Annotated in this window: 20 protein-coding genes and 1 pseudogene; 16 read left to right on the top strand and 5 right to left on the bottom strand. The window is 42.8% G+C overall.

Going from position 1 to position 25,954, the window contains the following annotated elements:
• Positions 1-146: 146 nt before the first annotated feature.
• The 7 genes from JMX07_RS07620 to msrB all read left to right on the top strand — a co-directional run bounded on the left by JMX07_RS07620 (position 147) and on the right by msrB (position 9,950).
• Positions 147-1,979, top strand: a complete 1,833-nt coding sequence (locus JMX07_RS07620; RefSeq protein WP_201607330.1) for an extracellular solute-binding protein — start codon at positions 147-149, stop codon at positions 1,977-1,979.
• 152 nt (positions 1,980-2,131) lie between these two features.
• A complete protein-coding gene (gene gloB, locus JMX07_RS07615; protein ID WP_201607236.1) occupies positions 2,132-2,911 on the top strand; it encodes a hydroxyacylglutathione hydrolase in 780 nt (259 codons plus the stop codon).
• A gap of 103 nt (positions 2,912-3,014) precedes the next feature.
• Positions 3,015-4,085: a microcin C ABC transporter permease YejB gene (gene yejB / locus JMX07_RS07610; RefSeq protein WP_057760341.1), complete on the top strand. Its 1,071-nt coding sequence runs from the start codon at positions 3,015-3,017 to the stop codon at positions 4,083-4,085.
• Between the two features lie 62 nt (positions 4,086-4,147).
• On the top strand, positions 4,148-5,197 hold the full coding sequence (locus JMX07_RS07605) for an ABC transporter permease (RefSeq protein ID WP_102093033.1): 1,050 nt from the start codon (positions 4,148-4,150) through the stop codon (positions 5,195-5,197).
• Between the two features lies 1 nt (position 5,198).
• Positions 5,199-6,878, top strand: coding sequence for an ABC transporter ATP-binding protein (locus JMX07_RS07600; protein WP_413786666.1), 1,680 nt, complete (start codon positions 5,199-5,201; stop codon positions 6,876-6,878).
• Positions 6,879-7,151: 273 nt separating this feature from the next.
• A complete protein-coding gene (locus tag JMX07_RS07595; protein WP_201607231.1) occupies positions 7,152-8,456 on the top strand; it encodes an iron-containing alcohol dehydrogenase in 1,305 nt (434 codons plus the stop codon).
• A gap of 279 nt (positions 8,457-8,735) precedes the next feature.
• A complete protein-coding gene (msrB, locus tag JMX07_RS07590) occupies positions 8,736-9,950 on the top strand; it encodes a peptide-methionine (R)-S-oxide reductase MsrB (RefSeq protein ID WP_201607228.1) in 1,215 nt (404 codons plus the stop codon).
• 98 nt (positions 9,951-10,048) lie between these two features.
• Here the strand turns inward: msrB and folE are convergent, their stop codons facing one another.
• A complete protein-coding gene (gene folE / locus JMX07_RS07585) occupies positions 10,049-10,645 on the bottom strand; it encodes a GTP cyclohydrolase I FolE (protein WP_201607223.1) in 597 nt (198 codons plus the stop codon).
• A 541-nt stretch (positions 10,646-11,186) separates the two neighbouring features.
• Here folE and JMX07_RS07580 point away from each other — a divergent pair.
• Positions 11,187-11,996, top strand: coding sequence for an enoyl-ACP reductase (locus JMX07_RS07580; RefSeq protein ID WP_201607220.1), 810 nt, complete (start codon positions 11,187-11,189; stop codon positions 11,994-11,996).
• Positions 11,997-12,130: 134 nt separating this feature from the next.
• The gene (locus JMX07_RS07575; RefSeq protein ID WP_201607219.1) at positions 12,131-12,826 is read left to right on the top strand and encodes a YoaK family protein; all 696 of its coding nucleotides are present in this window, start codon (positions 12,131-12,133) and stop codon (positions 12,824-12,826) included.
• A gap of 93 nt (positions 12,827-12,919) precedes the next feature.
• Here the strand turns inward: JMX07_RS07575 and JMX07_RS07570 are convergent, their stop codons facing one another.
• Entirely contained in the window at positions 12,920-13,072 is a 153-nt protein-coding gene (locus JMX07_RS07570; RefSeq protein ID WP_166739249.1) for a hypothetical protein, read from the bottom strand.
• A 408-nt stretch (positions 13,073-13,480) separates the two neighbouring features.
• On the opposite strand from JMX07_RS07570, the gene JMX07_RS07565 reads away from it, so the two are divergent.
• From JMX07_RS07565 to JMX07_RS07540, 6 genes are all read left to right on the top strand, one after another.
• A complete protein-coding gene (locus JMX07_RS07565) occupies positions 13,481-14,902 on the top strand; it encodes an SLC13 family permease (RefSeq protein WP_201607218.1) in 1,422 nt (473 codons plus the stop codon).
• 158 nt (positions 14,903-15,060) lie between these two features.
• A complete protein-coding gene (locus JMX07_RS07560) occupies positions 15,061-16,059 on the top strand; it encodes an alpha/beta fold hydrolase (protein WP_201607213.1) in 999 nt (332 codons plus the stop codon).
• On the top strand, positions 16,052-16,846 hold the full coding sequence (locus tag JMX07_RS07555; RefSeq protein WP_201607212.1) for a metallophosphoesterase family protein: 795 nt from the start codon (positions 16,052-16,054) through the stop codon (positions 16,844-16,846). Before JMX07_RS07560 ends, JMX07_RS07555 begins: the two co-directional genes overlap by 8 nt.
• Positions 16,847-16,931: 85 nt before the next feature.
• Entirely contained in the window at positions 16,932-17,522 is a 591-nt protein-coding gene (locus tag JMX07_RS07550) for a DUF1543 domain-containing protein (RefSeq protein ID WP_102091714.1), read from the top strand.
• Between the two features lie 159 nt (positions 17,523-17,681).
• Positions 17,682-21,914, top strand: a complete 4,233-nt coding sequence (gene hrpA / locus JMX07_RS07545; RefSeq protein ID WP_227684699.1) for an ATP-dependent RNA helicase HrpA — start codon at positions 17,682-17,684, stop codon at positions 21,912-21,914.
• 40 nt (positions 21,915-21,954) lie between these two features.
• Complete coding sequence (locus JMX07_RS07540) at positions 21,955-22,395, top strand: hypothetical protein (protein ID WP_057760321.1); 441 nt, start codon at positions 21,955-21,957, stop codon at positions 22,393-22,395.
• 99 nt (positions 22,396-22,494) lie between these two features.
• On the opposite strand, the pseudogene JMX07_RS07535 reads toward JMX07_RS07540, so the two are convergent.
• From JMX07_RS07535 to JMX07_RS07525, 3 genes and pseudogenes are all read right to left on the bottom strand, one after another.
• Positions 22,495-23,738: pseudogene (locus JMX07_RS07535) on the bottom strand (IS256 family transposase).
• 133 nt (positions 23,739-23,871) lie between these two features.
• Complete coding sequence (locus JMX07_RS07530) at positions 23,872-24,201, bottom strand: hypothetical protein (protein WP_102091713.1); 330 nt, start codon at positions 24,199-24,201, stop codon at positions 23,872-23,874.
• A 262-nt stretch (positions 24,202-24,463) separates the two neighbouring features.
• Positions 24,464-25,315: an AraC family transcriptional regulator gene (locus JMX07_RS07525; RefSeq protein WP_201607211.1), complete on the bottom strand. Its 852-nt coding sequence runs from the start codon at positions 25,313-25,315 to the stop codon at positions 24,464-24,466.
• Between the two features lie 166 nt (positions 25,316-25,481).
• Between JMX07_RS07525 and JMX07_RS07520 the strand changes: the two genes are divergently transcribed.
• Positions 25,482-25,895 (top strand): organic hydroperoxide resistance protein, encoded by a 414-nt coding sequence (locus JMX07_RS07520; protein ID WP_201607210.1) that lies wholly within the window; start codon positions 25,482-25,484, stop codon positions 25,893-25,895.
• Positions 25,896-25,954 lie beyond the last annotated feature (59 nt).

Raw genomic sequence — 25,954 nt, 5'->3', positions numbered from 1 at the left:
TACTTTAGAAGTAGGGAAATTCTGCGCTAAAGTGTTAAAAAACCTAAGTTTGTTATGATAAAATTTTGCTATAACGCTGTTTTGCTGTCAGGCTTTACGTTTTGATATTTATATTGGTTAGCATAGAGGTTTGTTATAACGTCATGATAATAAAAAACGCCCTGTTAAAAGCTGTATTGCTAACCATCACCGTCAGTTTGATACCGAGCAGTATCGCTGCACCTATCACGACGACCGCGCTTGGTCACAATAGTCCTACTAAGTACATCGATGCACCTTACTTACCTTATGCCAATCCAAAAGCGCCATCAGGAGGTACGCTGTCTCTAGATGCTCGCGGTACGTTTAATAGCGCCAATAAATGGATGACCACGGGTGTGGCGATGATTGGCACAGACTATCTGTATGATACTTTGATGACTGGCTCATTAAATGAAGCATTTACCATGTATCCACAGCTGGCAAGTAAAGTGACATATGATCCAGATGATACCAGCTGGATTATCTATCATCTCAATCCTAATGCTCGTTTTTGGGATGGGTCGGGTGTGACCAGTCGCGATGTAAAAGCGACTTTTGAGGCGATATTGAACAAAGGCCCCATGTATATTCGCAGTTATCTTAGCGATATCAAAGACATTCAAATCATTAATGATCAACAAGTAAAGTTTGTCTTCGCCTCTGCTGAAAACAAAGAGATTTTACTGACTGTTGGCCAGTTCCCTATATTTGCCAAGTCTTCCATTGATGCCGATTTTGAGAAAATCAGTCTGTCACCATTGATGGGTAGTGGTCCTTATAAGTTGGGACGCGTCGATGCTGGGCGTTCGGTAAGTTATATACGTGATCCCAATTATTGGGGTCGTGATTTGATGGTCAATCGTGGCCGCTACAACTTTGATATGATCAAGTTTGTTTATTATCAAAGTGATGAGATTGCCTTTGAGGGTTTTAAATCTGGTCAATACCGTTTTCGCCCCGAAAATAAAGCATCGAACTGGGTAACTGGGTATAATTTCCCTGCCGTAAAAGCAGGGCTTATCCAAAAAGAGACGATAACCAGTCAAAATCCAGTACCGATGCAAGCATTGGTCATGAATTTGCGTCGCCCAATCTTTCAAGATATTAAAGTTCGCCAAGCACTGACAGCTGCTTATGATTTTGAATGGATGAATAAAACCCTATTTCATGGGCAGTACGAGCGTTTGCAGAGCTTCTTCCATGGCTCAGAGCTTGCAGCAAAGGGTACGCCATCTGATGCAGAGATGCAGGTATTGACACCGTTATTGTCTGAGCTCGAACCGATTCAGCGCAAAGCAACATTAGCAGAATGGCAGCTATCCACCAGTGATGGTAATGGTTTTAATCGTCAAGGATTATTAGAAGCGCGCCAGCTTCTATTAGAGGCTGGGTTTTATTATGAGGATATGAAACTATATCAACTTGATGGATCGCTTGCTCAGATTGAGATTTTGATGACAGGCGAGACCATGGGCCGTGTCTTGTTACCTTACATCCGCAATCTAAAACGCTTGGGATTTGATGCTACTTTGCGCCAAGTCGATGGGCCGCAATATTATGAGCGTATGCGCCATTTTGATTATGATATGGTCGTGGACGTATTTGCCCAAAGCCTATCTCCTGGTGCTGAGCAAGCGGCATTTTGGGGTAGCGCTGCTGCTGACGAGCCGGGTAATCATAACAGTGCTGGTATCAAGAATGCAGCCGTCGATCAAGTCGTTGCTGCCCTTGGTAATGCTAAAAATCGTGACGAGATTGTACTGTATACACAAGTGCTAGATAGGTTGTTGCGCGCAGGTCATTATGTCGTACCGCTATACGGCAAGTCTGGCACCAATGTCGCCTACTGGGATCAGTATCGCCATACCGAAAAACTACCAACCAATGCTGTTGGTATCGATTACTGGTGGGTCGATAAAGAGGCAGAAGGGCGTATCAATAAGTATTTAAAGCAGTAGACAGTTTTTACTATGAGGTTTGACCCGATAACAACGGACAGCTGAGCATATATGCTGTTTTTATCGAATATATGCTATTGCTATCAGATAACAGTTAGATTAAATAATTTAAAATAACACGTAACAAAAATAACTACCGGTAAGGATTTAACATGAGTATCCGTATTCACCCAATCAAAGCATTTAGCGATAACTATATCTGGACATTGATTAATGAAAATAATAAGCAGGCGATTGTCATTGATCCAGGTCAAGCCCAGCCGGTCATTGATTATCTAGAGACGCATGAGCTTGAGCTAACCTCGATTTGGACGACTCACCATCATCATGATCATATCGGCGGCGTCGCAGAGTTACAGGAATCGTATCCGATGACTCATCTGGTTGCGCATAGTGAGCATGGCGTCGATGAAGATCAAACTATCAAAGATGGTAGCACAGTGAGCGCATGGGGCTGCTCTGCGCAAGTCTGGGATGTGTCAGGGCATACCGCTAGCCATATGGCTTATATCTTAGATATCGATGGGCAAAAGCACTGCTTCTGCGGTGATACGTTGTTTAGTGCAGGTTGCGGGCGTGTCTTTACTGGTACGATTGAGCAATTGCATGAGAGCTTTAAGCGTTTGAACGGGTTGCCTCATGAGGCGCTACTGTATCCGGCACATGAATATACGGCCAGTAACCTACGTTTTGGTCTGTCTATAGAACCTGACAACGAAGCGATGCAGCAAGCCTTAGCACGAGCAGAGGCGCAAACTGAACAAGGCATGGCAACGCTGCCAGTGACACTAGAGCATGAGCGTGCGGTAAACGTGTTTTTACGTACGCAAGAGCCGAGCGTAATCGAAGGAGTAAAATCCAAAATGTCTATCGATGATGAGAAGTCGTTAACGGTATTTGCAGCGTTACGTGAGCTGAAAAACAACTTTTAAAGTAAGTTTTTAACAAATAGTTTGCTTTTAAGCACCTATTTAATACACCACAATTCGCTGCTGAACGTCATTGCTATCTCTCTTTATTTAGGAAGTCGCCATTATGGGTCGTTATATCTTAAAAAGACTACTACTGATATTGCCGACACTATTTTTGATATTGCTTGCCAATTTTGTGATCGTACAGGCGGCACCGGGCGGGCCTGTTGAGCAGCAGCTGGCACTTATTGAGCAGGGCGCAAAAGATAATGCGCTTGGCGGTAATATTGGTGCGGGCAGTGCAGGTGGCAACGACAGTACTTATCAAGGCACGCGTGGTCTCTCTGAGGAGATGGTCGCTGCGATCAATGCTCAATATGGCTTTGATAAATCCGCTCCAGAGCGATTTTGGCTCATGCTAAAGAACTACGCTCAGCTAGATTTTGGTGAGTCGTTTTTTAAAGGGCAGTCGGTGACCGATCTTATCATAGAGAAGCTGCCAGTCTCGATATCGCTTGGGCTGTGGAGTACGTTGCTCATCTATATGATCGCTATTCCGCTAGGCGTCTATAAAGCGATGCATCATGGCTCAGGCATTGATAAAGCCACTGCTATGCTGCTAGCGATCGGACATGCAATACCTGTGTTTGTCTTCGCAGTGATTTTACTGGTTTTCTTTGCAGGTGGCAGCTATTGGAATATCTTTCCATTACAGGGACTGACGTCCGAAAATTTTGATCAGCTAAGCGCGCTTGGTAAAGTAAAAGATTATTTTTGGCATTTGGCGTTACCGCTGCTGGCAAGTACTGTAGGCGGTTTTGCAGGTTTGACCTATCTGACCAAATTCAGCTTTTTAGAGGAGCTGGGCAAACAGTATGTACTCACTGCTCGTGCTAAAGGCTTAGGTGAGCGTCAAGTACTATACGGACATGTTTTTCGCAATGCGATGTTGATTATTATCGCAGGTATTCCGGCCGCTATCGTTGGTATCTTCTTTGCCGGTAACTTTTTGATTGAAATTATCTTTAAACTTGATGGCCTCGGTTTACTAGGTTTTGAAGCCATTCAACAACGCGATTATCCAGTGATATTTGGCACACTATTTATCTTTACCTTAGTGGGGCTGCTACTGCAGTTAATCAGTGATTTGAGCTATCACTTAATCGATCCTCGTATTGACTTTGAGGGGCGCTAATGTCAAATAATCAACCTTCACCAAATCGCAGTACTATTAATAGCGAACCAGATAAAGCGCCAATGCCTGAGCAGCTATCTACCACAAAAAAGCAACGCTTGAACCCTATCTGGCAAGCACGACTCAATCGCTTTCGTCAAAATAGACTTGGGGTGATATCGCTGTTTGTTTTCGCAGTGATATTTGTTATTTGTATGGCAGCTAACGTCATTGCCAATGACAAACCTTTACTGGTTCAATATCAAGGCGATTATTACTTTCCGGTATTAAAGGCCTATCCTGAAACGACGTTTGGCGGTGTATTTGAGACCGAAACCAATTATAAAGACCCTGCAGTGCAGTCGCTGATTGATGAGCAAGGGTTTTATATAATGCCGCCTATTCCGTTTGCCGACCAGACGCCCAACGTCGAGCTTGGTCTGCCTTATCCAGCAGCACCCAATGCTCAGAACTGGCTTGGTACTGATGATATGGGACGTGATGTGCTGGCACGGATACTTTATGGTATGCGAGTGTCGTTACTGTTTGGTCTGGCCTTGACGCTTGCGGGTGCACTGATTGGGATTATCGTCGGTGCGGTACAAGGTTATTATGGCGGCTGGGTAGATTTAGCAGGGCAGCGATTTATGGAAGTATGGGGCGGTATGCCTCAGCTATTTATGATTATTATTTTGGTCAGTCTGTTTAGTCCTAGCATTATTATGCTGTTTGCCATGATGCTACTGTTCGGTTGGATGGGACTGGTTGGTTTGGTACGGGCAGAGTTTTTGCGAGCCCGCAACTTTGACTATGTGCGAGCTGCACGCAATTTAGGCGTTTCGGACAGCCAAATCATGCTCAGACATATCTTACCCAATGCGTTAGCTTCTAGCTTATCGCAGTTGCCATTTATTCTAACGGCCAATATTATCGCTTTGACTGCGCTGGATTTCTTGGGATATGGATTGCCACCTGGCTCGCCGTCTCTTGGTGAGCTAATGGTACAAGGGAAGAACAACCTGGATGCACCATGGCTTGCCTTGTCAGGATTCTTTAGTTTGACCTTTATTTTGTCATTGCTCATTTTCGTCGGCGAAGCGCTACGTGATGCATTTGATCCGAGGCGTTCTTAATATGACTAAAAATATTGTCGCCACCAAGCACAGCAATGCGCCAAATGAAAGTCTTCATCGTGCACAAGATAAGCTTATGCTGACAGTGGATAGTTTAGGTATCACGACTGCTACAGGTGTTCAATTAGTTGATGCGCTGTCTTATAAGCTAAAACAAGGACAAACTTTGGCTATCGTTGGTGAGTCAGGCTCGGGCAAATCGATCGCCAGTCTTGCGCTATTAGGTCTGTTACCTGATAGTTTGACCATCACGGGTGTGGTACAGCTTGCAAATACGGCAGGTATGTCTACCTTGCCCATAGCGAATGATAAGGCGCGTAATGCTGCACTGCGGTCTATTCGTGGACAGCGTATCGGTATGGTATTTCAAGAACCGATGACCGCATTAAATCCTTTACATACGGTTGCTAAACAAATTGCTGAATCGTTGCGTCTAAGCGGCGTACCTAAAAAGCAATGGCGAGAAACCAGTATCGCTTTGCTAAATGATGTCAATATTACAGATCCTGCTGACAAGTTGAACCGTTATCCACATGAGTTATCGGGTGGTCAGCGTCAGCGAGTGATGATAGCCATGGCATTGGCTCAGAAGCCTGATATCCTAATTGCTGATGAGCCAACGACTGCGCTCGATGTTACCTTGCAGCATGAGATTTTGGCGCTACTAGATGATCTCAAACGCAAGCACAATATGGCGATGATATTAATCAGTCATGATCTCAATCTGGTCAGGCGCTATAGTGATGAGATCATCGTTATGCGCCAAGGTCAAACGATTGAACAGGGTAAAACATCTTCGGTATTTGATCAGCCTAAGGCCGATTATACTCGCACACTTATCAAGCAAGACTTTGGGCAGGCATTAACCATAAAAGACGATAACGCAGATAAACAATCAAGCGTATTAGAAGTGAAGTGTCTTAATGTACAGTTCCCAATTGAAAAAGGTCTGCTTGGTGGTACCAAGCGCTGGTTCGATGCGGTCAAAGATGTCGATATGACACTGCAAAAAGGTCAGGCATTGGGTATCGTCGGTGAGTCTGGCTCCGGTAAAACCACCATTGCGTTGGCGCTTAGCCAACTACTGAGCAACCAAGCACGTGTGAATGGGCAGATAGTGGTCAATGATCAAGATGTCTCAGCATTGTCCAAAAAAGCGCTACGTGACTTCCGCTCGCAGATACAGATGGTATTTCAGGATCCATTTGCCAGTATTAATCCGCGTATGACGGTCATGCAAATCGTGGAAGAAGGATTGCTGGTACAAGACGTGGAAAAAGTTGCCCGTCAGCAAGCGGTGCTAGATAGTCTTGCTACGGTACATCTGCCTTTAGCATTTGCGCAGCGTTATCCTCATGAGCTGTCAGGTGGCCAGCGTCAACGCGTGGCACTGGCGCGTGCACTCATTATGAAACCAAGCTTACTTATATTAGATGAGCCGACCTCTGCGCTCGACAGTACCACACAGGTCACAGTAGTTAGTTTATTACGTGAAATTCAAGAAAGACTGCAAATCAGCTATGTTTTTATCAGTCATGATCTCAAGGTAGTACGTGCACTGTGTCAGCATATTATGGTGTTAAAACAAGGCATTTGCGTAGAATCTGGACGTACCGAAGATCTCTTTAATCACCCACAACATGCTTACACTCAGCAACTGTTAAAGGCAAGTACTGACTAGTTTAAACGACTTACTGTAGCCACTGAGACTGATCAATTAAATTAAGCGACTAAAATAAGCGGCTTGGTATAAAATTGACACATCGCAGTTCATAATAATAGCGACATATTGAAAAAAGCAGTGGTACAATAATTTTAGAGAGCTGCCCATTTTATAATGCTGTGATACGTATCTTTATACATTTTGGCGCTCGTAAATTAGTAATATTTAACTGGCTGCCCAAAACGGTCTTTATTGCCGTTAAAACCATCATTAAAAAGGATTTTTGTGCTCATGAAAACACAAAATAGTATTACTAAATTGGTAAAGAACAACAGTTTGCAGCATGCTGGTTATTTGGCTGTCGCTAAGACTCGGGCAAAGGTATTAAAAGCAGTGTCTTATGTGATACCTATAAGAAGACCAATGTTATTCGTTGGTGAGACTGCCTGCGATGAGCTATGCGATATGCTTATCAATGAAGGCAACACCAATGTGTTTATTGTCACGGATACAGTGCTCAACGAACTGGGTATACCTGCAAAAGTCACTGATTATCTAGATGCGAAAAATATCAGTTATCACATCTATGACGGCATTACGCCAGATCCTACTTTTAAGGTAGTTGAAGAAGGGCTACGTCAGTCTATAGAAGCCAATTGTGACTCTATCGTAGCCATTGGCGGCGGCTCAGTGATCGATGCGGCCAAAATGATTGCCATGTCTCAAGGCAACAAGTGCAAGCCAAAGCAGCTAATCGGTATTCTTAAAGCAAGAAAGCCCGCGACTCCGTTATACTGCGTACCAACGACGGCTGGCACGGGTTCAGAGGCGACACTTGGTGCAGTAGTATCGGACGATAAAACGCACCAAAAAGCATTGTCTATCGACCCAAGAATGGTACCGCTAGCCGCAGCGATTGACCCAGTTATCATGAAAGGCATGCCAGCCCATATCACCGCAGATACTGGTATTGATGTATTGACCCATGCTTTAGAAGCATGGATGAGTGCCAATGCCAGCGTAGAGACAGATTATTATGCAGCCTCTGCCGTAAAGTCTGTTATGCATTATCTACCACTAGCTTATAAAGACGGTGGCAATCTAAAAGCAAGAGAAGAGATGGGTATTGCTGCTCATTACGGCGGGATCGCCTTTAACAAAGCAGGTCTGGGTTATGTGCATGCTATCGCGCATCAGTTAGGCGCTTACTATAGTATTCCTCATGGTCGTGCCAACGCCATCGTGTTGCCTTATGTACTTGACGTCAATCGCAAAGCGAGCAAAAAGAGACTGGCTGCATTGGCTAAAAGAACCGGTATGGTACAGAATGGTCAAGCAGCTAATGGCGATAGTGAGATATCAGATAACCTGATTGCGCAAGTTAGAGGCTTGATTGCAGATCTAAATATTGATCCAACTGTCAATGGTATGCAAACTAGCGACTTTAATGATATCGCAAAGGCAGCTGCAAAAGAAGTCAGCGATACTTATGCCGTGCCAACTTATCTATCAGCCGCTGAAATCAAGGAAATTCTAACGAAGATTAAGCAGGCTAGTGATGAACGTGCTGATAGTAATAATGAAACAGCGTCATAGTTTTTTATAGAGCTAGTGATATTAAAATAAAAAAGTCTATTACTCTTTGGAGGATGGGCTTTTTTAATGCATTGAGGTAATAAAGTTTCCGTTTTATTTCTATAGTTAACTCATACTAAAATATATAATCGTTATCAAATAATCGTCTAATTTATCTTGTGATTGCACTCAGTTGATAAAAAATATCTTAATAAACTGTAAATATATTACAGTATAGGAATGTTTCAGTGATACAAAAGCGTTAGGATATTTAAAGGACATTACGCTTAGGAGATTTTTATGAATCGCATATTACCATCTAAAATTATAGGGTTATTTATCATAGCGAGTAGTGCGATTTACGCAGGCTGCGCATCAACTGAAAACAGCTCTACTGTAAAGAATACAACTGCCGCTAACCCATATGCACCGACTACGCCAGGATTGGCAGTAGCCACGGTAGCGGGTGGATGTTTCTGGTGTGTTGAAGCAGGTTATGAAAAAATCCCTGGCGTGGTAGAAGTCGTGTCTGGCTATACGGGTGGCACCGCTGAAAACCCAACCTACAAGCAGGTGTCAGCAGGTGGTACTGGGCATACCGAGGCAGCGCAGGTGTATTATGATCCTAAAAAAATTACTTACAATGGCATAGTACAGGCGCTATGGAGAATCGCTGATCCTACTGATGATAAAGGGCAGTATGTTGATCGCGGCACACAGTATCGTCCAGCGATTTTTTATAACAATGCGCAAGAAAAGCATATCGCAGAAGCGGCCAAGCAATCACTGCAAGCATCTGGTGTGTATGAAAAGCCAGTAGTGATCGAGATTGTTCCTGCTAGCACTTTTTATCCTGCTGAAGAGTATCATCAAGATTACTATAAAAAGAACCCGCTACGCTATAAAGCTTATACCTTCAATTCTGGTCGCTATCAATTTATCGAGAGTGTCTATGGTAAAAACTATGAGCTTGATTTTAGTAAGTTTACGCCCGAAGCAGATAGCACACAGCAAGTGACGTCGAATAACACATCAGATAGTAAAGTAAGCAAAGGTTTTAACCCAGATACATTTGTAAAACCTTCACAAGATGCGCTAAAGAAATCGCTTAGTGATATTCAGTACAAAGTCACCCAAAAAGAAGGGACCGAGCGTGCCTTTGATAATGAGTACTGGGATAATAAAGCGCCTGGATTATATGTAGACGTCGTATCTGGTGAGCCACTGTATTCTTCGCGTGATAAATATAAATCTGGTACGGGCTGGCCGAGCTTTACTCGCCCATTGGATACGAGCTTAGTGGTTGAAAAGCCAGATCGAGGAATATTTGGAACTCGTACTGAAATTCGTAGCCGTTACGCGGACTCACACGTGGGACATGTATTTGACGACGGTCCAGCACCGACTGGCAAGCGCTATTGCATGAATTCAGCAGCGCTCCGCTTTATTCCGCTTGCAGATATGGAAGCTGCTGGTTATGGTGATTGGGTAGATGATGTAAAGCCAGTGAGTTAGTACGATTTTTCTACCGCTCAGCCAAATAAAAAGGACGCATATGATGCGTCCTTTTTATTTGGTTGTTATTCACAACAGTCTAAGCAACTAACAGCGACTTAAAACGCTGGCTGACGCTTAGGTACCGCACCCAAAAATTCATTACGGGCTTGATTATTGTGTTGATATTCGCCAAGCATCGCGGTACTACGCGTGGTTGAATGTTGTTTGCTAACACCGCGCATCATCATACACATGTGCGATGCATCCATAACGACTGCTACGCCGCGGCAGCCAGTAACATCCATAATGGTCTGCGCAATCTGCTCACTTAGGTTTTCTTGTATCTGCAAACGACGGGCAAACATATCGACGATACGGGCAAATTTTGACAGTCCTAGTACTTGGCCGTCAGGTAAGTAACCGATATGAGCGACACCATGGAACGGTAGCATATGATGCTCACACAGTGAATAAAATTCAATGTTCTGTACCAGTACCAGCTCGCGATTCGCTGATGGGAACACAGCATCATTGACCACTTCATCTATACTTTGATGATAGCCTTGGGTCAGATGGGCAAAGGCCTTTGCAGCACGTACAGGCGTATCTAGCAAACCCGGACGATCTAAGTCTTCGCCAGTTGAAGCAATCAGTTGGCGATAAGATTCGGTACTTTCTTTATAATCTGGGATTATGATGGGGGTGTTACTCATAAGTTTGGCAGCCATCCAAAATGTGGGTGTAGCTTAACGTTGAATCCTATCGTGTGAGGACTCTTATAAAAATTGTGCAAGCTGGGAAGGGCTGTGATTATACTCGAAATCTGCTGAACTTCATACTGCTGTGGCTAGCAGTTGAGTCTTTAATCAATAAAGGAGCGTTTGGTGCTTAATCGAAACGGTTGTAGTGTTAATATTCGAAGTGCGATTTTTTCATAAAATAAGCAAACTACTATAGCCTGAGTATTTTATCTTGAAGCGTTGATGCTAAAATGCAATCTAATAACTCACGAAAAACTCTCATTGTCGATACTACTTCAAGTGATAAGTTGCTATTAGTCATTTTGACGTTATTAGTTGTTTGTATCAGTCGATCTAATAACAAGCACCAAATACAGTTTACGACTGTTTACTTAAATTAATTCGTGTATAATAACTCATCTTTTCATTTGTACTATTTAGTAGTCTCAATCTTCTAATTACTCTAAATAAATTCTTATTCTAAATCATCTCGATTGATTCAAAAGGAAATCTTATGCTACTGCAAGGACAACGATTTGTCGTAACTGGCATCGCAAGTAAACTCTCTATCGCTTGGGCTATCGCAGAAGCGCTGCACCGCGAAGGGGCATCACTAATTCTGACTTACCCGAATGACAAAATCAAAAAACGCGTCGATATGGCCGCTGAAAAATTTGAAGCAGATTTGGTTCTAGAATGTGACGTAGCTTCTGATGAGTCAATTGCTGCGTGCTTTAAGCAAGTGACTGCTCATTGGGGCGACGGTATTGATGGTGTGGTACATGCCATTGGTTTTGCACCTATGGATCAGTTGGATGGGGATTTTGTTAGCGCAACGACTCGTGAAGGCAGTCACATCGCGCATGACATCTCTAGCTATAGCTTCGTTGCATTGGCAAAAGCGGCTCGTGAGTTACTAGCGATGCGCCATGGTTCTATGTTAACCTTGACCTATGAAGGCAGTATTTCAGTATTGCCAAACTATAATGTCATGGGTATGGCAAAAGCCAGTTTAGAAGCCAGTGTTCGTTATTTAGCAACGTCTATGGGCGGTGAAGGTATCCGTGTTAATGCGATATCTGCAGGTCCTATCCGCACGCTAGCGGCTAGTGGCATTAAGTCTTTCCGCAAAATGCTCGATATCAGCGAAAAAATTGCGCCATTACAACGCAATATCACACAGACAGAAGTAGGTAACGCTGCGTTATTCTTATTGTCGCCGTGGGCATCTGGTATCACAGGTGAGATTATGTTCGTTGATGCGGGTTTCAATACAGTTGCTATCAGCGAGCAGTTGATGATGCTTGATGAACCAGCACAGTAATTGTTATAGATGATTCGTTTGATAATAGAAAAGACAGCCAATTGGCTGTCTTTTCTAGTTATACTATGAGTCTTTTTGGCTACGTGCTTTTTTAGCAATGCGGCTTTTTAGCTACGTGCCTTTGGACGAGGGATATGATAACCAAGTTACCAAAGTGGATACTATGGGGCGGGGCAGTATTGGCATTTAGTGCTGGTTGCGTGAATACGACGGCGTTAATGGGGTTTGCCAATTTATCAGTGTCGCACGTCACGGGCAATGTGAGTTTGTTTGCAGCGGCAATCGCTCATTCAGACGCGCGTAGTATTTTATATATTGGTACCTTGTTGCTGTCCTTTTTGGCAGGGGCTATACTAAGCGGCTTTGTCATTGGACAGACATCATTGAAACTCGGTCGTCGTTATGGACGAGCGCTATATCTAGAAGCAGCACTACTGTTGGTTAGCTATTGGTTGTATCAGCAGCATGATTACTTAGGGCAATTAGCAGCAGCAATGGCATGTGGACTGCAAAATGCGATGGTCGCAACTTATAGTGGGGCGGTCATTCGTACCACCCACTTGACAGGGCTGACCTCAGACATGGGGGCGGCAATTGGTAATTGGCTTGCTGGTCGTTCTATTAGTAAGCCAACCTTAGGGTTTCAAGCCATTATCTGGTATTGTTTCTGCGGTGGTAGCGCAGTAAGTGCTTTCTTGTTTGCAAAAGTCAGCTATGATGCTTTGTTTGTTCCCATCGCCATTGTATCGACAGCAGCATTTGTATACAACTATGTTTCAGATCATCTGCCAGAGGTGAGAGAACCAAAAAAAGATAGGCGCTTATCATAGTAATAAACGCCTATCGTGCCTATTATTAACTGTATTGGTTTTTGCATGTTTATTTAGGTGTAGAATAGCGAGCTATCAAAACATGCTTTGGTCTTATTCTTTATGATCTTCGTGCTCATGCATCCCTTGCATCATATCGAGCATAGAGTCGTCAGTACGTTGTTGATCTTCTTTGGCTAGGCCATCTTGATTGATGTCTTTTGGTGCCATTTTGGTCGTTGAGTCCGTTTTATTTGAGTCTGTCATAAAGTACTCCAGTGTTTTTATTTACTTCTTAATAGAGATGTTTTAATTAAATCTTTATTCGTTGACGCTCGCATTTATTAGCGCTTGGCTTTTATTTAACTTACCTAGTATGCAATGTGGTCATAGTCTTGTACATATACAGAGTACACTTGTTTAGTGACTATGTGTAACTGAGACTGCAATCAACCATGCAACTAATAATAAAGCTGATCACGTGGTTAGCGACTAAGTTTACGGATTACTAGCATAAGTTGTAGAAAAGCGAGTTTCGACGTATATATCTCAAGTGATGTCTGCAGATAATTAGATTTACCTCAATGGTAATGTGTTTATCAAAATACACTAACCGATAATTTATGTTTTATTTTTAGGTTTCTTACACCGTCTTTGATTCAATAAGGACATTCTATGTCAGAGCAAAAGCTAGATAGCCATCTTCCTAATGATGGTAATGAATATTTATTTACTGATACCTTCCCAAAAGGTACAGGAAAAGGGTTAATTGTGGTCGCTATTGCCGCGATTATTGCGTTGATTATTTATAATGTGTTGCCGTTCGATATCAATGCTAATAAAGGTCTCGCAGTCCTGTTTTTCATTGGGGTGCTTTGGCTTACAGAAGCTGTGCACGTCACCATAACAGCGCTACTTGTCGTAGTAATCGGTGCCTTGGTTGGCATACCAGACTTCGATGCTGAAATCGGTCTGCAAAGCTTTGCCAATCCTACTATTTATCTATTCTTTGGTGGTTTTGCCTTGGCAGCAGCATTGCATGTGCAGCAGCTAGACAAAAAAATCGCACTAAAGATTCTATCGATGTCTGGTGGCAAACTGAGTACAGCAGTATTTTTGATATTTGGTGTGACGGCATTTTTATCGATGTGGATATCGAATACCGCTACGGCTGCGATGATGCTCCCATTGGCACTCGGTATCTTGACGCAAGTCGATCGTGAAAAAGACCGCGGTACGTTTGTCTTTGTACTATTAGGTATTGCTTATTCAGCCAGCCTTGGCGGCCTAGGTACGATTGTTGGTTCGCCGCCCAATGCTATTGCCGCAAAGGCGCTCGATATTGCCTTTGTAGACTGGATGAAGTTTGGTATTCCGATGATGTTGGTACTGTTACCATTATTGTTGGGTGCGATGTATGTGTTCCTAAAGCCGAACCTAAATCGTACCATTGTCCTAGTTGATGATGCACCGATTGCTTGGAACAAGCCACGTATCGTCACTATCATTGTCTTTATCGTTACGGCATTGAGCTGGATATTTTCCAAAAAGATTGGTGCAGCTTTAGATATTACGGACACTGATGCTATCGTTGCACTATCAGCAGCAGCAGCGGTAGTAAGCTTAGGATTGGTATCTTGGAAGCAAGTATCAGACAATACGGATTGGGGTGTGCTCATGTTGTTTGGTGGTGGTATTGCGCTATCGACAATTTTGAAAGTATCTGGGGCGTCTTTGGTACTAGGGGAAACCGTAGCAACTGCGCTGTCTTCTGCACCACTTATCATTGTGATGATGGCAGTCTCAGCATTTATTATTTTCTTGACAGAATTTGCTTCCAATACTGCCTCGGCAGCATTGTTAGTGCCTGTATTTGCCGCTATTGCAGAGCAGATGGGTTTGCCACATGAGGTGCTCGTATTGGTCATCGGTATTGGTGCATCGTGTGCTTTTATGTTGCCAGTTGCCACACCGCCAAATGCTATTGTGTTTGGTACAGGTTTGATCAAGCAAACAGAAATGATTCGTACAGGTATCATATTAAATATCATTGCTACTATCGTTATCGGGCTATGGGCGTACTTTTTCTTGATATAATCAAGTAGTCATTACAATCCTAGTCATATCTGCTTAGTATAAGTGAAACCCCGATGTTCAAGACAAATTGAACGTTGGGGTTTTTTATGGCTTATCATATAAGCTAACGGTATAGAATGTTTATTATTAACGTCATCTTATTAAATGGATTTGATCACATGACACAGTACTTATTAAAAGCAACTGTTCTGATATTACTAGGCGCAATTGCCGTGTTAATGGTATTTATAGCAAAATATTGGGCACCTGATCGTACCATCGCTGAGCTAAAACAATGGCAACTACCTAACAGCGAATTTATAGACATACAAGGTATGCAAGCGCATGTAGCGCAGTCAGCTAATTGTTATACACACCGTGGCAATACAGCCGAAAAAAACCGACCCGAAACAATCGTTTTATTGCATGGTACATCGGCAAGCTTGCATACATGGGAGGGCTGGACCAAGGCGCTGTCTGATCAATACTGTGTCGTGAGCATGGATTTACCAGGGTTCGGTTTGACCGGTCCTTACGTGGATGAGAGCACGCGATACAGCAGCGAAAATTATGCGGCGTTTGTTATTGAAGTACTCAATCATTTGAAGCTGGACCGCGTCACACTAGCCGGTAATTCATTAGGAGGCAAGGTAGCGTGGCGTACCGCCGCTTTGTATCCTGAGCGTGTCAATCGATTGATACTGGTAGACTCAGTTGGTTATCCAGCGACACCCAAACATGTCCCTATTGGTTTTAAACTTGCTAAATATTCAATGATGTCACCAATTTTAAATCGTATCCTACCCAGAAGTGTTATTGAAAAAAGCGTTTTAAGCGTGTATGCCGATAACAGTAAAGTCGATGAGGAGTTGATTAACAGATACTATGAATTGACCTTGCGCCAAGGTAATCGTCAAGCTTTGAGTCGTCGCCTAAATGAGAGCGATGATGACAGTGATCAAGCTCAAATAAAGCAGCTGGACATACCGACTTTAATCTTATGGGGTGCAAAAGACGATCTTATTCCTGTAGAAAACGCCGCGTTATTTCATAGAGATATACGTAATAGTCAGCTCAAGATATTTGATAATTTAGGTCATGTACCGCACGAAGAAGATCCGTTAGCAACCGTTGACGTTGTAAAGCAGTTTTTGATTAGTGAGTCAGGAAATGAATAACTTAGAAAAGAAACAGATAACAACCATCGCTGCGATTTCAGATATTCATAGTAATGTCTACGCTCTCGAAGCTGTGCTTGCCGATATAAGACATCGAGATGTTGATCAGATTGTCAATCTTGGTGATATTTTATACGGGCCAATAGCGCCTCATGCTACCTATGAGCTATTAATGGCAAATCGAGATGATATTATTACCATTAGAGGCAATCAGGATAGGCAGATTTATGAAGCCACTACAGCAGAAATTGCTAATAATCCAACCATGGGTTTTATTATCAAAGATCTCTCTAAAAAAGCGATTGAATGGATGCGGTCTTTGCCATTTTATTTTCATGTCAGTGAGGATGTATACCTCTGCCATGGTTCGCCGACCGATGACATGATATATTTACTAGAGGATATCGAAACGGGTCAACCAATAGTGCGTAATGATGCGACTATATTGGCGTTACTTGATGGTATTGATAATGATGTTATCTTATGTGGTCATACACACATCCCGCGTACAGTAGTACTGTCGTCAGGACAAACTATTGTGAATAGTGGTAGCGTTGGCTATCCAGCTTACGAAGACGATTTGCCTATTATTCATAAGATGCAAACTTATTCGCCTCATGCTAATTATGCTCTTATCAAATGTATTGAGACTCAACAAGGTAAACATTGGCAAACTGAGCATGTCAGGGTCGCTTATGACCATGAAGCAGCAGCAAATATGGCTCTAAGAAACGGACGTGAAGATTGGGCATTTGCATTGAAGACGGGTAGAGTGATTCCAGTATGACAGTACTTAAAAACGTTCTATCCTAGCAATGACAGCATTACCTTTAGATTAACTATGGGTTTTTATTTAATAGAGATTACGTAAAATGCTAACACTATATATGGTTCAATTGGGCGGCCGTCCTAAAGGCCGTCTGATTGAGCAACACGATATTTTTTTTGGTGCAGCCAGTCAAGTGAGTGACTTGATAGGAGATATCAATGAACATTGGCCTGAGGTAAAAAATAAATGGCATATTGATTCGTATCGAGCGATTGCCAAAGTGGGTAGTTATGCCATTAAGTTAATTGAACCAAGTCAGCAATTAAAGGCTGCTGCTGACTTAAAGTTATTCTTTATCAATCTAGGTGGCTATCAGCAGGACAGTTTTGAAGAATTCCATTATAAGCTACTCATCGTTGCACCTAACCAAGCTGACGCGATCAAACAAGCAAAAAAAAGTGATTTTTATAAGCAATCTACTTTTAAAGATAAAACGTCACCTTTCAATGCAGCTTCTCATATTGATGATAAGTTTGCAGTAGATATAGATGACATATATAACGTAAATGATCTTATCTCCAATGTTCAGCTTTCGATTGAGCCTATTAGTGATACAGATGAGCTGAATGCTAAAGAAGACAAAGAGTACGTCGGCTATCTAAGCATCAAGAATTTAAAGAAATTGGCGCTATAATAGATTTATCTAAATTTCATAAAAGTAACTCAATACATGCTTGATTAAATAAACCTAATGGACAGCTTACGAGAGCAATCAGGACTCGACTAACTTGAATCATACCCCAATTACCCCCATAATCTAACCAATTCTACATAATAAATAGCCTAAGCAAATATGCCCAATACTTCTAAGCCCAATATTCCTGAAAACAGCGATTCAGATACATCTACTGTAAATGAAACTCAAGATACTAAGAAGCCAGCAGTACCACTGGCGGATCTACCAGTACTTGCTAAAGACAGCTATTACTTAAGCCGTCTTGAACGAGAGCTGGCACGTGCTGCTGTGTCTAAGAAGAAACAACCTAATCAGGGTTCTGAACAAAAGAACAACTCAGATGATGTACTCGCTAAAAAACGTGCTCAGTACGAGAAAATAAAAACGCGTTCTCAAGAAGCTGTGCAGGCACGTATCGATAGTATTCCAAGTGATTTACCTGCCAAACTAAATCTAGATCTGCCTGTTAGCCAGCGCGCAGAAGACTTAGTACAAGCGATTATCGATAATCAAGTCATTATTGTCGCTGGTGAGACGGGTTCTGGTAAAACGACGCAGTTGCCTAAGCTTGCGATGCTAGCAGGGCGCGGTATTACAGGCCAGATAGGGCATACACAGCCAAGACGATTGGCTGCTCGTAGTGTGGCAAACCGTATCGCAGAAGAGCTGGGTGAGCCATTAGGTAATACGGTCAGTTTTAAGATTCGCTTTAATGAGCAAGGGACAGCGCAATCTGTTGTAAAGCTCATGACGGATGGTATTTTGCTCGCTGAGTTGGGTCATGATCGGTTCTTGAGTAAGTACGATACGATTATTATCGATGAGGCGCATGAGCGTAGTTTAAACATCGATTTTATTATGGGTTATCTTAAAAAGATGCTGCCCAAGCGCCCAGATTTAAAAGTCATTATTACCTCGGCAACCCTTGATACCAAGCGCTTTAGTGAATACTTTAGCCGTTATGATAGCAAGCTTAAACGGCAAGTCCCTGCGCCTATTTTTAATGTAGAAGGCCGTAGCTTTCCAGTAGAAGTCCGTTATCGTCCGTTGACAGATGATCCAGTGAACAGCTCAGAAGATGACAGCTACGATGATTTTGAAGAGAACCTGCCGCGCGCTGTGGTTGCTGCGGTCGAAGAGTGCTTTAGCGACGCGCAGAGTAAAGGTCACGCCGATCAGGCTGATATTTTGATATTTGCTGCAACTGAAGCTGAGATTCGTGAGACGCAGGAAGTGCTTGAGCGTCATGGCCCTCGCCATACAGAAGTACTACCACTGTTTGCACGGCAGACTTACGAAGAGCAGCAGCGTATCTTTCAACCATCGGGTCGGGGTCGCCGCATTGTTATCGCGACCAACGTTGCTGAGACTGCATTGACTGTGCCGGGTATTCGCTATGTGATCGACTTAGGTTTTGCGCGGATTTCGCGTTACTCGTATCGCTCGCGCGTACAGCGTTTACCGATTGAAGCAATTTCGCAAGCAGCGGCTAATCAGCGTAAAGGTCGCTGTGGCCGTGTCGCTCCAGGTGTTTGTATTCGTCTTTATAGTGAAGAAGATTTTAGTGGTCGCCCTGAATTTACTGAGCCTGAGATTTTACGTACTAACTTAGCGTCAGTAATCTTGCAAATGGCCAATCTACGTCTAGGTAGTGTGGATGACTTTGAATTCATTGAGCCGCCTGATAGCCGATTGGTCACTGATGGTCATAAATTGCTAGATGAATTGGGCGCTATTACTTCTAAGAAAGACATTGCTGCTCAAGACAAAGCTAACAAGCCAAAAGCTAGAAAAGGGCTTGATCATCTGCGTTTGACAGCAACTGGTCAGAAAATGGCACGTATGCCAATCGATCCAAGGCTGGCACGTATGCTGGTGGCTGGTTCTGATTTTGATTGTATTCGCGAAATGCTTATCGTTGTGGCAGCGCTTGCTGTGCAGGATCCACGCGAACGTCCTGCCAATAAACGTACGCAAGCGGATCAAAAGCATGCGGTTTTCCGTCAAGACGATTCTGACTTTTTGTTTTATTTGAGTCTATGGAAGGCGCTGTTTGAAAAAGATGAAGACGGCAATAAACTGTCTGGCAATCAGCGTAAGCAGTTTGCTAAGAAAAACTATTTGAGCTTCCCGCGTGTACGTGAATGGCATCAGACGCATCGTCAGTTGGTACAGATGGTCACTGAGCTGAAGCTAACTGATGTTAATGAATCAAAAGCTTCTGATAAAAATGTGGCTGTTAATGATCCGACAGCGATCGAAGACGAAGAGTTAAAAGCAGTCAAATATGCCAATCTGCATAGAGCATTGTTAACAGGATTGTTGTCTATCATCGCGCACAAGACCGAAAGCCGCGGTGAGTATTTGGCTGCGCGTCAGCAAAAGGCTAAGATATTCCCAGCCAGTACGGTGTTTAAACAAATACCCCCTTGGGTGATGGCATTTGAGATGGTGGAGACTTCACAAGTCTTTATGCGTACTGTTGCCAAAATCGAACCGGAATGGATTATCTCAGCAGCAGGTGATTTGCTGAAATATCATTACTTCGAACCACATTGGTCCAAGAAAACAGGACGCGTCAAAGCTTACGCTCAGATTAGTCTGTTTGGACTGATTATTATTAGTAAGCAGCTGACTAACTATGAGCAAGTCAATCTAGTTGAATCACGAGAGATCTTTATCCGTGATGGCTTGGTGACGGGTAACTTTGGTCGCAATGCACCATTTTTGCAACATAACATGGATAAGATTGCTCATGTTGAGCGGATCGAAGACAAGCTGCGTCGCCGTGATTTGTTGGTGGATGAAGAGACGCTCTATCAGTTCTATGATAAGAAAATCCCTGAGCACGTTGCCAGTCGCAAAGCGTTTGAGGATTGGCGTGCAGAAGTCGAAAAGCATGATGCCAAGCATCTATTCTTCACCGATGAAGATGTGCTTAATAGCCAAGCGCCGACCACAGGGGACTTTCCAGAAGTGTGGAAGCTGGGCGATTTAAAACTGCCGCTCCGCTATATCTTTGATCCGGCCAGCGATGATGATGGTGTGACCATACGTGTACCGCTTGCCGCATTACCGCAGCTCGACGCGATTGAGCTACTGTGGGGTGTGCCCGGTTGGCGCTATGAATTGGTATTGCAGCTGCTCAAGTCACTGCCAAAGGAGATACGTCGTCAAATCGTACCGATACCCAATACTGCAGACAGTTTGTTTGATGAGTTGCAGCCAAAGGGTGGACAAGGATTGCTGAAACAGCTATGTCAGGCATTGCATCGTCGCGGTATCATGTCGGTGACACCAGAGAACTTCAATCCATCTACGATTGATCGCTATTTGCAGCCACAAATCTGCGTGGTCGATGAGAAAAACCGTATCATCGAAAAAGGCCGTGATCTGCAAACCCTACAGATTCGTCATGCATCTGAGACCAGTCAAGCGGTAAATGAACAGCAAGGCGTGCATACTGAGTTTCCTGAGCATTTTGCTTTCAGCAAAAATCATCATAGTGCAGGTGTGGTGATGAAACAGTTTGCAGCGCTCGTCGCTGATGAAGCGGGAGAAGCTGTATCGATTCATCAATATACTGATGTCAATGCAGCACTTCAAGCACATCGTATCGGGGTGCTGACTTTAATCAAAGGCAAACTTGGTGCAAAGAAAAAGCAGCTAACGAGCCAAATCGATAGTATATTTAAACTGGCATTTGCGCCACTTGGCGACATGGATAAACTTAAAACGATCGTTATAGATGCTGCGTTAGACGCGGCTCTCGAAGAGCACTATGTCTTATTTGATCATACTGAGGATTTGCCTGAGAGCGCCGACGATATCGCAGTTGGATTGAGCGAGGAGTTACCATTTACGCCTGAAGAGTATACCCAGACGCTCGACGTCGTACTAAATAATTTCTTATTAACTGGTCAAAGCGTTATCAAAACGCTTAAGAATGTCTATACTCGTTGGCAACGTATTCGCCAAGGGTTGCTGATGTTAGATCGTGAAATATTTGGTGAGTCTATCGATGATATCGAAGATCAGTTAGAAGATTTACATTTGGCTGATTTTGTTTATCGGATGGATTACAGCCACTGGCAACAGTACCCACGCTATCTTGAAGCGCTACAGATTCGACTAGAGCGTCTGGAGCACAATCTCGACGCCGACCTCGATGGTGTTTATGCTCTTGACTTGCATATGGAACGGCTAGCAGGACGTGCGGACAAAGAAGCCATCAGTGAGTATCGCTGGATGGTGGAGGAATACCGTATTCAACTGTTTGCCCAGCCTATGAAAACTCGTATGGTAGTATCGCCCAAGCGTCTAAGCAAGATGTGGGACAAGGTGAGTTAGAAGGTTGTATATAATTCTCTTTAATTGTGAGGTTTATAAAATGTTTCTAACTATAATTGCAGGTGTCACAATTTTTGTCATAGGTCAGTTTATTTTAAAGTTGATTTTAGAACCCATAGTAGGGTTAAAAGAAACACTTGGAGAAGTTTCATCTCTATTTCTTCGAGAACAATCGGGCTTTATAAATGATAATGTCAATAAGGATGTACAAAATGAAGTTATAAGATTATCTTCAATGATTTTGGCAAAGAAACAAGCTATTTTACTTTATAGTGTTTTTGCAAAAATATTGAGAATGCCAAGCGAATCAAATCTTATTGAAGGTTGCCGTAGTTTGAATTTGATTTCTTATCTCGTTATAAAAAACTCTTCAGACACATTACAGAGAAAGTCTCATACACGGGAAATATATGAGGAAATGAAGTTAGTAAGTAAGCATTTAAAAATCCATATTACATATAGTGAGCGGATTGAGACGTGATATAAAAGATCTTATCAGGTATTTGTTTAGAACTTTAATGCACAAATAGAAAGTTTAAGTTAGCAAGCGAGACCATCCCAGATTCTGTGTAACTGCCATTTAGATTAAATGCTTACTGATACGGTCATCAAACATAATCATAAAACGATTCAGAGCAGACGTCCAGTTACGGATTGGCATCGACCACTTTTTAGACGCCTGCTGGGTGGCTAAGTACACCACTTTGAATGCTGCCTGATCAGATGGGAACACCTTACGCTTATTCACTGCCGTCCGAATCACACTGTTTAGCGACTCTATCGCATTGGTGGTATAAATCACTTTTCTGATGTCTTTCGGATACTCAAAGAACACCGTTAAGCCCTCCCAGTTATTGCGCCAAGACTTGATGACATGCGGATACTCTTTGCCCCAAGTCTCATCAAAGTGCTCAAGATTGGCCTCTGCCATCTCAAGGGTATCAGCGCCGTAAATGGCCTTTAAATCAGCCGCTACGGCCTTTTTATCCGTCCACGGCACAAACTTCATTGAATAGCGCACCATGTGTACGATACACAGCTGAACCTGTGCCTTTGGATAGACGGTGTTAATGGCATCGGGGAAGCCCTTTAAGCCATCGACACAGGCAATGAGGATATCTTGTACCCCGCGGTTTTGTAGCTCAGTGAGAACGCCCAGCCAGAACTTAGCGCCTTCATTCTCTGATAACCACATACCAAGCAGCTCTTTTTTACCATCAAGAGCAACACCTAGCGCTAAGTAAATGGCTTTGTTGATAATCTGCTTATCTTGACGTACTTTGACGACAATGCAGTCTAGATAGACGATAGGATAAACACTGCTCAGCGGCCGGTTCTGCCAAGCGGTGATGTCCTCTAATATGTTATCGGTGACTCTAGAAACCAAGCTGCTTGAGATGTCGACGTCATAGAGCTCTTTAATGCTCTCTACGATCTCAGTGGTGGTTTGACCCTTGGCGTATGAGCGAGGATAAGCAAGTGTGTGGGGCACACTTGCCCGAAGCGCAAGACGGAAGGCTATGCCTGTAGTGACAATATGATTTTATCATCGAGACCTGAGATACGGGTTTGATGCTTACTAACGAGTACAGGCTCAAAGCTGCTATCACGGTCTCTTGGGGTAGAGATTTCAAGATCGCCTGTATCACTGCGGACGGTCTTTTTAGTGTGTCCGTTGCGCTTGTTTGGTTTATCTGCTTTCTCATGCTTGGGGTAGCCGAGATGGTCTTCCATCTCAGCCTCTAAGGCAGTATCGATAAAGGATTGCATGAGCTGCTTTTGGAAGTCTTTGATGTTATCAAAGCTTTTCATGCTACCAGCCATTTGCTCGGCCAGTTTTTTAATGTCAGATTGAGTAGTCACTGCTTATTCTCCTGTTAATGGATTATAAGCAGTTACACAGTTTTTAGGAAACTCCCTAGCAAGCACTAATCTAGCCTTTCTATTTGTATAATATCTAATGGCTAATCTTTTCTGTCAGTACACCCATGCTATAAAGCACATAGGCAATCACGGTTAATGCGACGATAAATGGAGTAAGCATCCAAATCACAATATTGATTAAAAGTGATGGTAGCAATCCATTGAACAATTCAATATCTGGTGCGAAAAAATCGGTCATAACATCGACTGCACGCTTAGCAATAGGGAATAGCAAAGTGCTAAAAGCTAACATATAAATGTACTTGCTAAAGCCAGGGTCACTCATGACTACCATAAAGTAGAACACTGTAAAAAACGTGATGCCAAGTGCCCAGCATTTGAGAGTGTAGCTTAAACGAATCATGTTATCTCCTCCCTAAGCTTTCTATTGATCGCTTTACATCGATCGTACGCAGAATAAAGCTACTCCCATACATTCATTTTTTTAAATATATAATATGTTATAATACGAATATATAGTCGAGTCAACCAATTTTTCTATTTATTTAAAATACTCCATAAATCATTCAATTTAAAAATGAAGTTTTTTGAGGAAGAATTTCATAGATATAATAGAAAGTAGCCTAAGCGAGTTAAATTTATTCTATTAAAAAATAAGATTATAACTACAACTCGTTACTCGGGCTCAGACCAAAAAACCGCTTATATTCTCGGCTAAATTGACTAGGGCTTTCGTAGCCTACTTGCATCGCTATTTGTGATATTTGCGCGCCGTGTATCTTAATCAAACGTCTCGCTTCCATTAATCGCAAGCTTTTTTGATATTGTAATGGGCTTAATTGGGTAATTTCTTTAAAGTGCTGATGAAACCCTGAGACACTCATGCCGCACCTACTAGCCAAGCTCTCAACCATAATAGGTTCATCTAGATGTGCCTTTATCCAGTCAGTCGCTTGAGCAATGCGGTGTGTATGGCTACCGCTAACGACCAATTGCTTAAGTTTGTTGCCTTGCTCAGCCAAGAGTAGGCGATAGTATATTTCTTGTTGAATTAAAGAAGACAGAAAATCAATATCGTTTGGATAATTAAGCAAGCGTATCAATCGATCAAACGCGTCCATTATGGTGTCATCTAGGTGCCACTTTATCCCTAAATGGCTGCCTGCCATTGGTTGTGTGGTCGGTAGCTGCGCTAATACATCTCTAATCATGGCTAAATCTAATTTCATTGATAAAACAATGACAGGGTTTTTTATCGAAGCATGTTTAATATGCATACTTAGCGGTATATTAACTGGACAGAACATCAAGTTACTATTGTCAAACCTTTGACAGTCAGCACCCAAATAAATCTCGCGTTCTCCCTGCAATACAATACAAATACTTGGCTCTTGAATATAGCTTACGGCTTTGCTTGGTTTGTCCGCGCAGTAAAAGAACAAGCCTGAAACAGCGGACTCGATGGTTTTATTTCTAGGTAGTACTGCTAAAAGTTGGTCAATAGTCGTTTGATTCATCACGAGTGCTTATTTTATAGAGTTGCCTGATAGTATAAATATTTGTAGGATTAGGCAAGAGTTATAGAGGTTTGTTCTAACGTATAAATGCAGAGGATTCTATAATAATCTCATCGCAACAGCGTAAGTACGACCTCTAATAATATGAAACAAGGAATAATTACTCATGAAAATATTTTATAAAACGCGTGCAACCGCTACTGGTGGACGTTCTGGCCATACTGGATTAGACGATGGTTCTTTAGGATTTGACTTGGTATCTTTTCAAGAGCAAGACAAAGAAGGCGTGAATCCAGAACAGCTTTTTGCCATGGGTTACGCGGCTTGTTTTGATAGCGCTTTGAGCATGACTGCACAGCACATGAAATTGCCTGTTACCGCTTCAAACACCTCTGCGCAAGTAGGTATCGGTATGAAAGCTGACGGTAGCTACAACCTAGAGATAGAGCTGTCTGTAGAAGTATCAGGTATTGATGAAGCGCAGGCGCAGCAGTTGATCGAAGCTACGCATCAGGTGTGCCCGTATTCTAATGCTACTCGCGGCAATGTCGATACTCGTCTAGAAGTTACTGTTGCTTAAATGCTGTTGCTTAAATGCTGTTGTTCAACGACTGTTGACCGTAGACTAGCAATATTAAA

Source organism: Psychrobacter immobilis (genome assembly GCF_904846235.1).
GTDB lineage: Bacteria > Pseudomonadota > Gammaproteobacteria > Pseudomonadales > Moraxellaceae > Psychrobacter > Psychrobacter immobilis_C.
This window is presented reverse-complemented; position numbering and strand designations above follow the sequence as displayed.

Bases quoted from the DNA above. Each gene is read 5' to 3' on its own strand.
- gloB (WP_201607236.1), top strand. From the start codon at position 2,132: ATGAGTATCCGTATTCACCCAATCAAAGCATTTAGCGATAACTATATC.
- yejB (WP_057760341.1), top strand. From the start codon at position 3,015: ATGGGTCGTTATATCTTAAAAAGACTACTACTGATATTGCCGACACTA.
- JMX07_RS07605 (WP_102093033.1), top strand. From the start codon at position 4,148: ATGCCTGAGCAGCTATCTACCACAAAAAAGCAACGCTTGAACCCTATC.
- JMX07_RS07600 (WP_413786666.1), top strand. From the start codon at position 5,199: ATGACTAAAAATATTGTCGCCACCAAGCACAGCAATGCGCCAAATGAA.
- JMX07_RS07595 (WP_201607231.1), top strand. From the start codon at position 7,152: ATGAAAACACAAAATAGTATTACTAAATTGGTAAAGAACAACAGTTTG.
- msrB (WP_201607228.1), top strand. From the start codon at position 8,736: ATGAATCGCATATTACCATCTAAAATTATAGGGTTATTTATCATAGCG.
- folE (WP_201607223.1), bottom strand. From the start codon at position 10,645: ATGAGTAACACCCCCATCATAATCCCAGATTATAAAGAAAGTACCGAA.
- JMX07_RS07580 (WP_201607220.1), top strand. From the start codon at position 11,187: ATGCTACTGCAAGGACAACGATTTGTCGTAACTGGCATCGCAAGTAAA.
- JMX07_RS07575 (WP_201607219.1), top strand. From the start codon at position 12,131: ATGATAACCAAGTTACCAAAGTGGATACTATGGGGCGGGGCAGTATTG.
- JMX07_RS07570 (WP_166739249.1), bottom strand. From the start codon at position 13,072: ATGACAGACTCAAATAAAACGGACTCAACGACCAAAATGGCACCAAAA.
- JMX07_RS07565 (WP_201607218.1), top strand. From the start codon at position 13,481: ATGTCAGAGCAAAAGCTAGATAGCCATCTTCCTAATGATGGTAATGAA.
- JMX07_RS07560 (WP_201607213.1), top strand. From the start codon at position 15,061: ATGACACAGTACTTATTAAAAGCAACTGTTCTGATATTACTAGGCGCA.
- JMX07_RS07555 (WP_201607212.1), top strand. From the start codon at position 16,052: ATGAATAACTTAGAAAAGAAACAGATAACAACCATCGCTGCGATTTCA.
- JMX07_RS07550 (WP_102091714.1), top strand. From the start codon at position 16,932: ATGCTAACACTATATATGGTTCAATTGGGCGGCCGTCCTAAAGGCCGT.
- hrpA (WP_227684699.1), top strand. From the start codon at position 17,682: ATGCCCAATACTTCTAAGCCCAATATTCCTGAAAACAGCGATTCAGAT.
- JMX07_RS07540 (WP_057760321.1), top strand. From the start codon at position 21,955: ATGTTTCTAACTATAATTGCAGGTGTCACAATTTTTGTCATAGGTCAG.
- JMX07_RS07530 (WP_102091713.1), bottom strand. From the start codon at position 24,201: ATGATTCGTTTAAGCTACACTCTCAAATGCTGGGCACTTGGCATCACG.
- JMX07_RS07525 (WP_201607211.1), bottom strand. From the start codon at position 25,315: ATGAATCAAACGACTATTGACCAACTTTTAGCAGTACTACCTAGAAAT.
- JMX07_RS07520 (WP_201607210.1), top strand. From the start codon at position 25,482: ATGAAAATATTTTATAAAACGCGTGCAACCGCTACTGGTGGACGTTCT.